Below are 12,675 nucleotides of genomic sequence, written 5' to 3'. Positions count from 1 at the left end.
CCTCGGTCAGGGCGGTGGCGAGCGCCTCTCGCGCTCCGCGACCACCGCGTGCATCCGCCGGGACAGCGCTGTGGCCGCCGCCGTGAGGAAGACGAACGTGTAGACGATCTGGGCGACGGCCACCAGCCGGGCCTCCTGCCCGCGCGGGGTGATGTCGCCGTAGCCGACGGTCGCGAGGGTGACGACCGTGAAGTACAGCGCGTCGACCCGGGTGCGCAGGCCGGTGAACTGTCCCGGCTGCTGCGCGAGGGCGTAGTACCCGGACGAGAAGACCAGCACGGCCAGGCACATCAGCAGCGAGATCATGATGCCCGACCGGGCCTGCGGCTTCTCCAGCACGATGTCGCGCACATGGCGCAGCAGCAGCGCGGCCACGAGCGCCAGGCACAGCACGAACAGCGGCCAGCCCAGCCAGGGGCGGTCGGCACCGAGGCCCTCCAGCGGCAACAGGAAGTAGGCCGTGACGCCTGCCAGGAGCAGGGCTCCGGCCGCGATCCGCAACCGGCGCACGGCGGCCGCCCCGGACTCCGTTTCCCGCATCCGCGCGGCGCGGTGGGGCTGCTCGCTGCCTCCGGACATAGGTCCGGTCTACGGCGTATCGGGGCGGGACGCGAGCCTTGCGCCTCCGTCAGTGGGGACGGGGGGCGGGACCGCGAACCTCAAATGTTGCTCTGAAGGAGGGCGGTGCGCGGTTCGGGGGCCGGCGGCTGGGCCATACCCCCCTCACGTTCGAGGGTCGGGCCGGGTGGAGGAGGGGACGATGGAGCGACTGGGGACGGGCATCGGGTGGCGGCCGGAGATCGCGGACGCCGTGGAGCGGATGCCGGGGATCGACTGGGTCGAGGCCGTGGCCGAGAACGTCTGCCCCGGGCACCTGCCCGACTCGCTGCGGCGGCTGCGCGAGCGCGGCGTCACCGTGGTGCCGCACGGCGTCTCGCTCGGCCTCGGGGGCGCGGACCGGCCGGACGCGGCCCGGCTGACCGCACTGGCCGAGAGCGCGGAGGCGCTGGGCTCGCCGCTGGTCACCGAGCACATCGCGTTCGTCCGGGCGGGCGGGCCGCTGACGGCGTCTCCGCACCTGGAGGCGGGCCATCTGCTGCCCGTCCCACGGACCCGGGACGCCCTGGACGTCCTGTGCGAGAACATACGCATCGCCCAGGACTCACTGCCGGTGCCGCTGGCCGTCGAGAACATCGCCGCGCTGATCTGCTGGCCGGGCGAGGAGATGACGGAGGGCCAGTTCCTCTACGACCTCGCCGACCGCACGGGAGTCCGCCTCCTCATCGACGTGGCCAACCTGCACACCAATCACGTCAACCGCGGCGAGGACCCCGCCAAGGCCCTCGCGGAACTGCCCCTGGAGGCCATCGCCTACGTCCACGTCGCCGGCGGCTTCGAACGCGACGGCGTCTGGCACGACAGCCACGCCCACCCGGTCCCCCGGCCGGTCCTCGACATCCTCACGGACCTCGCCTCCCGCGTCTCGCCGCCGGGTGTGCTCCTGGAACGAGACGAGAACTTCCCGGAACCGGCGGAGCTGGAGAACGAGTTGAGCACGATCCGCCGGGCGCTGGAGGCGGGGGCTGTCGAACGCGTGAAGTCAGAGCTCCGCGCGGCCGGGCGAGGGGCGGAGACCGGGACCGGCGCGGCACGGCAGGGCCATGAGACCGGGGCGGCCGGGGCGACACGGGGCGCCTTCGGCCTGCCCCATCCAGAGGGTGCCGACGACGCCCGGCAGCGGCTCGGGCTGGCGCAGGCCGCGCTGCTGTCGGCGCTGGTCGCGGGGACGCCCGTGCCGGAGGGGTTCGACCGGGTGCGGGTCGGCGTGCAGGCGCGGGCGCTCGCGGCGAAGCGGGCGGACGTCGTGGCGAAGGTCGCTCCCGAGCTGCCGGTGATCCTCGGGGACGAGTACCGCACGGCGTTCCTCGGCTACGCGCAGACCCAGCCGATGACCGCCGGCTACCGGCGCGACGCCCTCACCTTCGCCGAGCACCTGCTGTCCGCCGAGCTGCCCGGGGACGCGCAGGCGCGGCGCGAACTGCGGGAGTGGTGGCTGGAGCGGTCGGGGCCCACGCCGCGCTCCCGGCGCCCGGCCCACCGGCTCGCGCGCGCCACGCGCAGGGTCCTGCTGCGGCGCTGAGGGAGCGCGCCCGGCCCGCGCTCTCACCCACCGTCGGTACGCCCCCCTCACCCTCGTCTCACTCCTGCCCCGGGCGTGGCCCGCCGGAGGCAGAAGCCTGTTTCTCCGGCACCGCATCGCCCGCCAGAGCCTCGCCCCGGCCGTAGTGGTGCGTCGTGAACATGTAGAGCAGGCCCGTCCCCAGCACCACGCCGCCGCACAGCAGGACGATCCAGTTCTCCCACCAGGACTTCTCCGGGGTGCGGGCCCAGCAGATGTTGATGATGGCGAGGATGCCGTAGGCCAGCGCGGCGATGTTCACCGTGAGGCCCCAGCGGCCCAGGGTGAACTCCCCCGCCGGTTTCCAGCCCTTGAGCCGGGCGCGCAGCGCGGCCAGGACCACCATCTGGAACGAGCCGTAGATGCCGAGGATCGCGAACGAGACGATGTTGGTGAGGGCGTCCTCGGAGAGCAGTGAGGCGAAGGCGATGATCAGCGGCACCACCGCGGACACGAACAGCGCCCAGCTCGGCACCGCGCGGGCGTGGACGAACCGCCGCAGCAGCCGGTACCCGACGATCATCTCGTCACGGGCGTAGGAGTAGATGAGCCGCCCGGCCGCGGCCTGGAGGCTGATCGTGCAGGACAGGAAGGAGATGAGCACCACGGCCATCACCATCCGCGCCCCGGTCTCGCCCATGGCGTCGTACAGCACGTCCACCACCGGGTCGGCCTGCTCGCCCGAGATGATCGCGTCGAAGTCCGTGACCGACAGCAGCAGCGACATACAGGTGAACGTGGCCGCCGCGCCGCCGATGTAGATGGTGCGGCGCATCGCGCGGGGGATGACCCGGCCCGGGTGGGCGACCTCCTCGGCGGTGTCGCCGCACGCCTCGAAGCCGTAGTACTGGTAGAGGCCGATGATGCCGGCTGCCAGGAACGCCGGCAGGTAGGAGCCGTCTCCCTCGACCCCGTAGGTGTCGAAGATGACCCCGAGGCCGTGGTGCCGGTGGGTGGCCAGCAGGTAGACGCCGACGACGAGGGCGCCGATGAGCTCGCCGGCGAAACCGATGAGCGCCGCCGCCGACAGCGCCTTGGTGCCCATGTAGTTGATGAGGATGGCGACGACGATGAGCACGGCGGTGCACAGCACGGTGGTGTGCACGGTGGCTCTGAAGCCGAAGAGGATGGCGATGTAGGGGCCGGCGCCGTAGGCGACGGAGGTGATGGTCACCAGCAGCGCCCACATGTACACCCAGCCGGTCATCCACGCCCAGCGCTTGCCCCACAGCCGCCGGGCCCAGGGGTAGACACCGCCCGCGATCGGGTACTGGGCGACGATCTCGCCGAAGATCAGCGCGACGAGGAACTGGCCGCAGCCGGCGACCAGGAACGCCCAGATCATCGGCGGTCCGCCGTCGGCGATCGCGATGCCGAAGAGGGTGTAGGTGCCCACCACCGGGGAGAGGTAGGTGAAGCCGAGGGCGAAGTTGGCCCAGGGGCCCATGTCCTTGCGGAACTCGGAGCCCGGCTCCCCCGAGGGGGCGCCGGACGCCGGTGCGGGAGGCTGTGTACCGGTCACTGCTGGGAACTCCGATCCGCGGTGATCAGGTCGGCGGCCCGCTCGGCGGCGAGCAGCACGGTCACCATCGGGTTGATGGTGGGCATCGTCGGGAACACCGACGCGTCGACGATCCGCACCCCCTCGACGCCGCGCAGTCTCAGCTCGGGGTCGCAGACGGCCGCCGGGTCGTCCGCGGCGCCCATGCGGCAGGTGCCGGCCGGGTGGTAGACGGTGTGGGCCACGCGGCGTCCGTACTCCGACAGGTCGGCGTCGGAGACGACGTCCGGGCCGGGTGCGACCTCGCGGACGAGCCAGTCGCGCAGCGGGTCGGTCGCGGCGACCTCGCGGGCCACCTTCAGACCGTCCACGATGGTGCGCTCGTCATGGCCCTCGTGGTCGGTGAAGTACCGGAAGTCCAGCGCGGGGTGTTCGGACGGGTCGGCGCTGCGCAGCCACATGCGGCCGGTGGAGCGGGCCCGCGGCACGTTCGGCGTCATGCACACCCCGTGCCGCGGTACGGGGTAGCCCAGGCGTTCGGTGTTGACGGTGAACGGCACCTGGTAGAAGTGGAACATCAGGTCGGGGCGCGGCTGGCCCTTGTCGCGGCGCAGGAACAGGCCGGCGTCGGAGTCCATCGCGGAGTTGGGCGGCAAGGGCCCCGCGGTCTCCCAGACGATCACGGACTCGGGGTGGTCCAGCAGGTTCTCCCCGACGCCGGGCAGGTCGGCCCGCACCTTGATGCCCAGGGCGTGCAGGTCGTCGGCCGGTCCGATGCCGGAGAGCATGAGCAGGCGCGGGGTGTCGATGGCCCCGGCGCACAGCAGGAGTTCGCGCTCGGCGCGCACGGTCGCGGGTTCGCCGTCGGCGCCCCGGACGGCGACCCGCGTCAGCCTGCCCGACTCGTCGGGGATCAGCCGGTGGGCCCAGGTCTCCAGCTTCAGCGTGAGGTTGGGCCGGTCCAGCACCGGGTGGAGGTACGCGACGGACGCGGAGGAGCGCAGGTTGCCCTCCGGCTGGTAGGCCAGCGAGAAGAAGCCGGTGCCGTCGGCGAAGGGTTCGGCGTTGAAGTCGTCGACGACGGGGACGCCGAGGGCGCGGGAGGCCGCGGTGACGAAGTCCTCCGCGATGGGATTGCGGTCGGCCTCGGCCACCGGGACGATCTGCGTGAGCAGCCGGTCGCGGTAGGGCAGGATCGTCGCCGGGTCCCAGCCGGAGCAGCCGTGACGCACCCAGTCGTCGAGGTCCTGCGGCAGCGGCAGGAAGCTGATCAGCGTGTTGTGCGAGGAGCAGCCGCCGAGCACGCGGGCCCGTGAGTGCAGGATGTGGGAGTTGCCGCGCGGCTGTTCGACGGTGGTGTAGCCGTAGTCGAACTCCGAGCCGAGCAGGTTGATCCAGTTGCGCAGGCGCAGGATGCGCTCGTCGCCGACATCGCTGGGGCCGCCCTCGATGACGCAGACGCGGCAGTCGGGGTCCTCGCTCAGCCGGGCGGCGAGCACGCAGCCGGCGGTGCCGCCGCCGACGATGACGTAGTCGTAGGCGGACTCGGCGCCGTGCGCGGGGGTGGTGGCCATGCCGTGCCTTTCGTGGTGGTGCGGGTCAGCCCTTGAACCAGCCGGAGGGGGCGGGGGCGAGGTTCTGGTAGATGTGCTTGGCCTCCTGGTACTCGCGCAGCCCCGTCGGGCCGAGTTCGCGTCCGACGCCGGAGCGGCCGAAGCCGCCCCACTCGGCCTGCGGTACGTAGGGGTGGAAGTCGTTGATCCACACGGTGCCGTGCCGCAGCCGCTGGGCGACGCGCTGGGCGCGGCTCGCGTCGGAGGTCCACACGCCGCCGGCGAGGCCGTAGCGGGTGTCGTTGGCCAGCTCCACCGCCTCGTCCTCGGTGCGGAAGCGCTCGACGGTGACGACCGGGCCGAAGACCTCCTCCTGGACGATGCGCATGGACCGGTCGCAGTCGGCGAAGATCGTCGGCAGCAGGAAGAAGCCGCCGCTGAGGGCGGGGTCGTCGGGGCGGGTGCCTCCGGTGACGAGCCGGGCGCCTTCCTCCTTGGCGACGGCGATGTAGCCCTCGACCTTCTCGCGGTGCTCGGCGGAGCTGAGCGGGCCGCTCTCGGTGCCCTCCTCCAGGCCGTTGCCGAGCCGGATCGCCCGGGCGCGCTCGGCGTAGGCCTCGACGAACCGGTCGTGCAGGGAGTCCTCGACGAGCAGACGCGAACCGGCCGAGCAGACCTGCCCGGAGTGCAGGAAGGCGGCGTCGAGGGCGTAGTCGACGGCGGCGTCGAAGTCGGCGTCGGCGAAGACGATGTTGGGGTTCTTGCCGCCCAGTTCCAGGGCGATGTTCCGCGGCCCCTCGGCGGCGCTGGCCATGATGGCGCGACCGGTGTTCAGGCCGCCGGTGAAGGAGACCAGGTCGACGTCGGGGTGGCTGGTCAGGGCCGCGCCGACGGTCGCCCCGGAGCCGAGCACCAGGTTGGCGACGCCGGGCGGGGCGCCGGCCTCCTCGATGAGGCGGATCATGGCGATGGTGGTGAGCGGGGTGGTCTCGCTGGGCTTGAGGACGAAGGTGTTGCCGGCGGCCAGGGCGGGGGCCACCTTCCAGGAGGCCTGCAGCAGCGGGTAGTTCCAGGGGGCGATGAGCGCGCACACGCCGATGGGCTGGTAGACGACGCGGCTGAGGACGTCCGGGCCGACGTCGACGACCCGGCCGCCGTCCTTGCCCGCGAGTTCGGCGAAGTAGCGGAAGGCGTTCGCCACGTCCTCCACGTCGATCCGGGCCTCGGTGAGCGTCTTGCCGGTGTCGAGCGTCTCGGTGCGGGCGATGTCCTCCCGGTCGCGCAGCAGCAGGTCGTGGACGCGCAGCAGGAGGTCGGCCCGGCGGCGGGAGGGGGCGTTCGCCCAGTCCTCCTCGGCGAAGGCGCGCCGGGCGGCGCGCACGGCGCGGTCGACGTCGGTGGCGTCGGCCTCGTCGACGGTGGTGACGACCGAGGCGTCGTAGGGGTTGACGACCTCGCGACGGCCACCGGCCGCCGACTGCGTCCATTCGCCGTCGATGTACAGCTCACCCACCGCGGGGCCTCCTTCGCGTCCGGCCGGAGCCCGATCGGCTCGACGGTCAGCAACATGGCCCATCGGGCGGGCGGCGGCCACGGGGCACACCGCCGCGAGGGCGTCCGGACGGCTCAGAGGACCCGGGTGGGCTAGTCGCCGGGCCCCGGGCGTGCGCGCCCAAGTGTGTGGGGACTAACACCCGGATCACATGCGATCGGAGTCGTGGGCCCTTTCTGACTGTTTGTCCCGGCATGTCATCCGTCTCGCATCCCGTATTTGCCCCCGTCCACCCCCGAAACAACCATTCGCCCCTGTACGGCAGTTGACGTAGACCCAGCAGTAACATGCCAACTCCGCACCCGAAGCGCACTAGCGTGCGGTGCCGTACCAGGAGGCACCACCATGCGACCGCGAACCCCCGTCAAGGGCCGAGGCGTCTTCAGCGGCACGGGGCTCATCGTCACGTGCCTGGCGGCGACGCTGGCCGCGCTGATCTTCCCGGTCTGGTCGTACACGGACCGGCCTGGGACGGCGCCGAACGTGCTGAGCGCCCAGACCTTGAAGACGAGTTACGGCCCGCTGTCCGCGCTCGACCAGGACTTCCTCACGAAGGTCCGGCTGGCCGGGCTGTGGGAGCTGCCCGCGGGGCGGCAGGCGCAGTCGAAGGGGACCACACCTGCCGTCCGGACGGCGGGCCGGCACCTCGTCGAGGGACACCGGTTCCTGGACGAGCGGGTCCGCGACGTCGCCACCCGGCTGAACCTCGCTCTGCCGGACGAGCCCAGCGAGCAGCAGAAGCAGTGGCTGGACCGGTTCGACCGGGCGCAGGGCGCGGAGTACGACCGCGAGTTCGCCAACATCCTGCGGCTGGCGCACGGCAAGGTGTTCTCGGTCGTCGCCCAGGTCCGCGCGAGCACCCGCAACTCCCTGGTGCGCGAGCTCGCCGACGACGCCAACTCGACCGTCCTCGACCACATCAAGGTCCTGGAGGCCACGGGCTACGTCGACTTCGACGCCGTGGCCCGCGACCTGGCCGGCGACAGCGCCCCCGCGGCCACCGCCCCGGGGCCGGCCGCCCCGCCGCCCTCGTCCCCCTCGCCGGACTACACGCTCCCGCCGCCCGCCTACCGCCCGCCACCGGACTGAAACGGAACGTCACATACCGACAACACTCCGTCCGGATTGTGAACGAGGCATGGTGTTTTCGGGACCGTGTCACATACAAACAACATATGCTCTGGGTTCTTTTCCTGCTGGCGGCCTGGGCCGTGGCCGGCACGGCGTGCACGCGTCTGTGCCTGGCCGCCGTTCGCGCCGCATCCGTGGACGCGGACACCGGCCGGGGGCGTGAACTCACCCTGTACGAGGCCGCGTTCCTCTCCGGTGGCCCCCGGCGGGTCGCCGACGTGACCCTGGTCGCCATGGCCCGCCAGCGACGTCTGCTCCTGGCCCACACGGGCTGGGCGACGGTCGTCGACCCGCGCGGGCGGGACGAGATGGAGCGGTCGGTGATAGGGGCCATCGGTCCCGAGGGGCAGTCCCGTCTCGCGCCGGTGCGGACCACGGCCGCGGCGGCGGACGCGGTGCGCGGGATCGCCGAGGGGCTGGTGCGCTCGGGGCTCGCGGTGCCGGACAGTGCCCGCACGACGGTCGCGACGGCCGTCCGGCAGGTGCGCGTGGCTGCCGTCGCCGTCCTCGGGCTGGGCGTGGCCGCGCTGCTGACGCCCGCCCCGCCGGACATGCCGCGGCACCTGATCGCCCTGTGGTTCGCGTTGCCGCTCGCCCTGACCCTGAGTTGCCTGGCCGTCGCGCGGGTCGAGATCCACCCCTACTCGCGCTGGGCCTCCCCGGCCGGTCAGCGGCTGCTCGGCGCGCTGACCCGGACCGCGGACGGCACCGCCGACGACCGTACGTACCTCACCTCGGTGGCCGTGCGCGGCGTCCGCGCGATCGGCGAACCGGATCTGCGCGCCGCGTTCGCCCACCGCGAGTCGCACGACTGACGGACCGGGGGCGCACAGGGGCATTGGGCCCGACACCGGCGGACGGTGCTTGCCTTCCCCTCGCACCGGACGAAACATCCCTTTCGTCGCCACCGTGCTCCGAAGGGATACGCGATGAGAGCCGCCCTCCTCTACTCGGCCGCCGGGTCCTTGCTGCTGAGCACCCTCACCGGGGCCCCGGACGCCGAGGACCGGACGGGGGCGGCCGAGAGGCGCGGCACCGCCGTGGCCGCCGCGCGCGCCGAGGCGGCCGGCGTCACCTTCGGCCCCTGCCCCGACGCGCAGGACCTGCCGGGCAGCATGCAGTGCGGCACGGTGAGCGTCCCGCTGGACTACGCCAGCCCGGACGGCAAGCAGATCGAACTCTCCGTCAGCAGGGCCCGGGCCACCCGGAAGGAGCCGCACAACAGCAAGCGCGAGGTGCTCCGGCAGGGCGCCCTCGTCCACAACCCCGGTGGCCCCGGCGCCACCGGCCTGTACTTCCCGCTCGTCGGCCTGCTCCCCGAGTGGAAGCGGATCGCGGCCGCGTACGACCTCGTCGGCTACGCCCCGCGCGGGGTCGGCCGTTCGGCGCCGCTGTCGTGCACGGACCCGAAGCAGTTCTTCAAGGGGCCCTCGCAGGCGCCGACCCACCCCTCGGAGTCGTACAAGAAGGAACGCATCGCGCAGGCCAAGGCGTACGCGCGCGGCTGCGCCGAGCGGTCCGGCGACGCGCTGCGGCACTACCACTCGCTGAACAACGCCCGCGACCTCGACGTGCTGCGCGCCGCACTCGGCGAAGAGCGGCTGACCTTCATGGGCTCGTCGTACGGCACCTACTTCGGTGCCCTGTACGCGACGCTGTTCCCGGCGCACGTACGGAGGATGGTGTTCGACTCGGTGGTCCACCCCGGCCCCGACCGGATCTGGTACCGCAACAACCTCGGCCAGTCGGCGGCGTTCGAGGGCCGCTGGGCGGACTTCCGGGCGTGGATCGCCCGGCACGACGACGTGTACGGGCTGGGCGGGACCGCGCGGGAGGTGCTGCGCAGCTACCAGCGGGCGAGCGCGCGGCTGGCCGCCGCCCCGGCGGGCGGGAAGGTCGGGCCGGGGCAGTTGCAGGGGGCGTTCTTGCAGGCCGGGTACTACGACGACCAGTGGCCGCACCGCGCGCACGCGCTGTCGGCGTATCTCAAGGGCGATTCCGGGCCGCTGATCGAGCAGGCGGAGCAGCACCCGGAAGCGGCGGCCGAGGCGGAGAACTCACGCGCGGTCTACCTGGCCGTCGAGTGCAACGACGCCCCCTGGCCCACGGACTGGAAGGTGTGGGACCGGGACAACACCCGGCTCGCGCGGGTGGCGCCCTTCGAGACCTGGGACAACGCGTGGACGAACCTGCCGTGCGCCTACTGGCGGGCGCCCCGGCAGCGGCCGCTCGACGTCGGCGCCGGGCCGGGCGAGCTGCCGCCGACGCTGATCCTGGCCGCCGAGCGGGACGCCGCCACGCCCTACGACGGCGCCCTCGAACTCCGCGACCGCCTCGCGGGCTCGGTCCTGGTGACGGAGCGGGACGCCGGCGCGCACGGGCTGGTGGGCGGTCCGAACGCCTGTGTCAACGGCCATATGGAGGCGTATCTGCTGGAGGGGCGGCTGCCGGGTCGGCGCGCGGAGTGCGCCCCGCACGCCGAGCCGAGGCCGACGGCCCCGGACCGGGCCGGGGCCGGGCGAAGCGTCCGCTGAATCAGGCCAGAGAGGCGACCAGCTCGGCGATGTCCTTGCGGCGGCCCGTGTAGAACGGCACCTCCTCGCGGACGTGCCGACGGGCCTCCGAGGCACGCAGGTGACGCATGAGGTCGACGATGCGGTACAGCTCGTCGGCCTCGAAGGCGAGGATCCACTCGTAGTCGCCGAGGGAGAACGAGGCGACGGTGTTGGCGCGCACGTCCGGGTAGCCGCGGGCCATCTTGCCGTGGTCGGCGAGCATGCGGCGGCGGTCCTCGTCGGGCAGCAGGTACCAGTCGTAGGAGCGCACGAAGGGGTAGACGCTCACGTAGTCGCGGGGCTTCTCGTCGGCGAGGAACGCCGGGATGTGCGCGCGGTTGAACTCGGCGGGGCGGTGCAGCGCCATGTTCGACCAGACGGGCTCCAGGGCACGGCCCAGCTTCGTCCGGCGGAAGAGGTTGTACGCCTCCTGCAGCGCGTCGCTGGTCTCCGCGTGCCACCAGATCATGAGGTCGGCGTCGGCGCGCAGGCCCGAGACGTCGTAGGTGCCGCGGATCGTCACGTCCTTGGCGGCGAGCTGGTCGAACAGCTCCTGGACCTCGTCGGCGTACCCGGCGCGGTCCTCGGGGAGGACGTCCTTCAGCTTGAAGACGGACCAGAGCGTGTAGCGGATGACCTCGTTGAGGTCCTTGGCCAGCTTGCCCTTGTTCGGGATGCGGTCGGGGGCGGCGCTGGAGGCCGTGGTGGAGGCGTCGTCACTCATGCCTCTCATTCTCCCGCTCCGCCGTGCAGGCTCTGCACCGGGTGGGCGGTGAGCTCCTGCACACCGCGCAGGTCACCGTGAATCTGGTCGACGGCGGCGTACGCACTGGCGATGCAGGCAGGGATGCCGACGCCGTCGTACGGGGCGCCGCAGACGGCGAGGCCGGGGAGGCGGGCGATGTGCTCGCGGATGCGGGCCACGCGCGCGTGGTGACCGACGGGGTACTGGGGCAGGCCGTCGTCCCAGCGGGTGACGCGGGTGGCGACGGGCGCGGCGTCGAGGCCGGTCGCCGCCTTCAGGTCGTGCCGGGAGACGTCGACCAGCTCGCTGTCGTCGCGCTGGAGGATCTCCGTCTCGCCGTACCGTCCGACGGAGGTGCGCAGGACGACCAGGTCGGGGTTGTCGTCGGCGATCCAGCCCCATTTCTGCGAGGCGAACGTGGACGCCTTGATGGTGCGCCCGTCGACGGGCGGCACGAGGAAGCCGCTGCCCTCGGGCAGTGCCGTCCCGGCGCGGCGGTAGGCGAGGGTGATCAGGGCCATGGAGGCGTACTCGACGCCGTCGAGCTCGGCGGCGGCCCCCGGGTTCTCGGCGCGCAGCAGCCGGGCGGCGGCGGGGGCCGGGGCGGCGAGGACCACGGCGTCCGCGAGCCACTCCCGCTCACCGGAGCGGACCTTCCAGCCGCCCTCGGGGGCGCGGCGCAGGTCCGTCACCGGCGTCCCGGTCAGGATCTCGCCCCCACGCGCCCGGACCGAGTCGGCCACCGCGAGCGGCAGGGTGCCGATGCCGCCCCGGATGCCCATGAACACCGGGCCGGTCTGCTGAGCCGCGGCGGCCTTGGCCTGGAGCTCGCGGACCCCTTCCGTCAGGGAGGTGTGGGTCCGGGCGACCTGGAAGAGCTGCGGTACGGCCGAGCGCATGGAGATGCGGTACGCGTCGCCCGCGTAGACCCCGCCCAGCATGGGCTCCAGCAGGCGGTCGACGACCTCGCGGCCGAGGCGCCGCGCCACGTACTCCCCCACGGCCACGTCGTCGCCGACCTCGGTGCGGGGCAGCTCGGCGTCCCGCTCGATACGGGCGAGGCCCTCCTCGGACAGCACGCCGGCCAGGGCGGACGCGGTGCCGGGCACGCCCATCACATGCCCCTTGGGGAAGGGGCGCAGGGCGCCGCGGGTCCAGAGCGAGGCCGTGGCGGACGCGGGGGGCTGGAGGCGGTCGGCGAGGCCCACCTCGCGCGCGAGCGCCACCGCCTCGGGGCGGCGGGCCAGCATCGACTCGGCGCCGAGATCCACGCGCGCGCCCGCGACCTCCCCGGGCAGCAGCTTGCCGCCGACCCGGCCGGAGGCCTCCAGCACGGTCACCCGCGCCCCGCGCTCCAGCAGCCGGTGCGCGGCGGCCAGCCCCGCGATGCCCGCCCCGACGACGACGACCTGCCCTTGAACTTCGCGCATGGCCCCAGCCTCTCAAACCCCACCGACAG

At 73.1% G+C, this 12,675-nt stretch carries 10 protein-coding genes; 4 read left to right on the top strand and 6 right to left on the bottom strand.

Annotated elements, in window-relative coordinates:
- Positions 1–6 precede the first annotated feature (6 nt).
- Entirely contained in the window at positions 7–579 is a 573-nt protein-coding gene (locus AB0G20_RS23450; protein WP_361305545.1) for a potassium channel family protein, read from the bottom strand.
- Between the two features lie 181 nt (positions 580–760).
- Here AB0G20_RS23450 and AB0G20_RS23445 point away from each other — a divergent pair, with 181 nt between their 5' ends.
- A complete protein-coding gene (locus AB0G20_RS23445; RefSeq protein ID WP_361305543.1) occupies positions 761–2,140 on the top strand; it encodes a DUF692 domain-containing protein in 1,380 nt (459 codons plus the stop codon).
- A 58-nt stretch (positions 2,141–2,198) separates the two neighbouring features.
- Here the strand turns inward: AB0G20_RS23445 and AB0G20_RS23440 are convergent, their stop codons facing one another.
- The 3 genes from AB0G20_RS23440 to AB0G20_RS23430 are packed head-to-tail and all read right to left on the bottom strand — an operon-like array spanning position 2,199 to position 6,746.
- Positions 2,199–3,701 carry an APC family permease gene (locus tag AB0G20_RS23440; RefSeq protein ID WP_361305541.1) on the bottom strand — a complete coding sequence of 501 codons (1,503 nt, stop codon included), beginning with the start codon at positions 3,699–3,701 and terminating at the stop codon, positions 2,199–2,201.
- Positions 3,698–5,254 carry a GMC oxidoreductase gene (locus AB0G20_RS23435; RefSeq protein ID WP_361305539.1) on the bottom strand — a complete coding sequence of 519 codons (1,557 nt, stop codon included), beginning with the start codon at positions 5,252–5,254 and terminating at the stop codon, positions 3,698–3,700. Before AB0G20_RS23435 ends, AB0G20_RS23440 begins: the two co-directional genes overlap by 4 nt.
- 25 nt (positions 5,255–5,279) lie before the next feature.
- On the bottom strand, positions 5,280–6,746 hold the full coding sequence (locus AB0G20_RS23430; protein ID WP_361305537.1) for an aldehyde dehydrogenase family protein: 1,467 nt from the start codon (positions 6,744–6,746) through the stop codon (positions 5,280–5,282).
- A 384-nt stretch (positions 6,747–7,130) separates the two neighbouring features.
- Between AB0G20_RS23430 and AB0G20_RS23425 the strand changes: the two genes are divergently transcribed.
- The 3 genes from AB0G20_RS23425 to AB0G20_RS23415 all read left to right on the top strand — a co-directional run bounded on the left by AB0G20_RS23425 (position 7,131) and on the right by AB0G20_RS23415 (position 10,450).
- Positions 7,131–7,874, top strand: a complete 744-nt coding sequence (locus AB0G20_RS23425; RefSeq protein ID WP_361305535.1) for a DUF4142 domain-containing protein — start codon at positions 7,131–7,133, stop codon at positions 7,872–7,874.
- An 86-nt stretch (positions 7,875–7,960) separates the two neighbouring features.
- Positions 7,961–8,731, top strand: coding sequence for a TIGR04222 domain-containing membrane protein (locus tag AB0G20_RS23420; RefSeq protein WP_361305533.1), 771 nt, complete (start codon positions 7,961–7,963; stop codon positions 8,729–8,731).
- A gap of 114 nt (positions 8,732–8,845) precedes the next feature.
- Positions 8,846–10,450 (top strand): alpha/beta hydrolase, encoded by a 1,605-nt coding sequence (locus AB0G20_RS23415; protein ID WP_361305531.1) that lies wholly within the window; start codon positions 8,846–8,848, stop codon positions 10,448–10,450.
- A 1-nt stretch (position 10,451) separates the two neighbouring features.
- On the opposite strand, the gene hemQ is transcribed toward AB0G20_RS23415, so the two are convergent.
- Positions 10,452–11,195: a hydrogen peroxide-dependent heme synthase gene (gene hemQ / locus AB0G20_RS23410; RefSeq protein WP_361305529.1), complete on the bottom strand. Its 744-nt coding sequence runs from the start codon at positions 11,193–11,195 to the stop codon at positions 10,452–10,454.
- A 5-nt stretch (positions 11,196–11,200) separates the two neighbouring features.
- Positions 11,201–12,646, bottom strand: a complete 1,446-nt coding sequence (hemG, locus tag AB0G20_RS23405) for a protoporphyrinogen oxidase (protein WP_361305527.1) — start codon at positions 12,644–12,646, stop codon at positions 11,201–11,203.
- Between the last annotated feature and the right edge of the window lie 29 nt (positions 12,647–12,675).

The organism is Streptomyces sp. NPDC024017 (genome assembly GCF_040638895.1).
Classification (GTDB): Bacteria; Actinomycetota; Actinomycetes; order Streptomycetales; family Streptomycetaceae; genus Streptomyces.
This window is presented reverse-complemented; position numbering and strand designations above follow the sequence as displayed.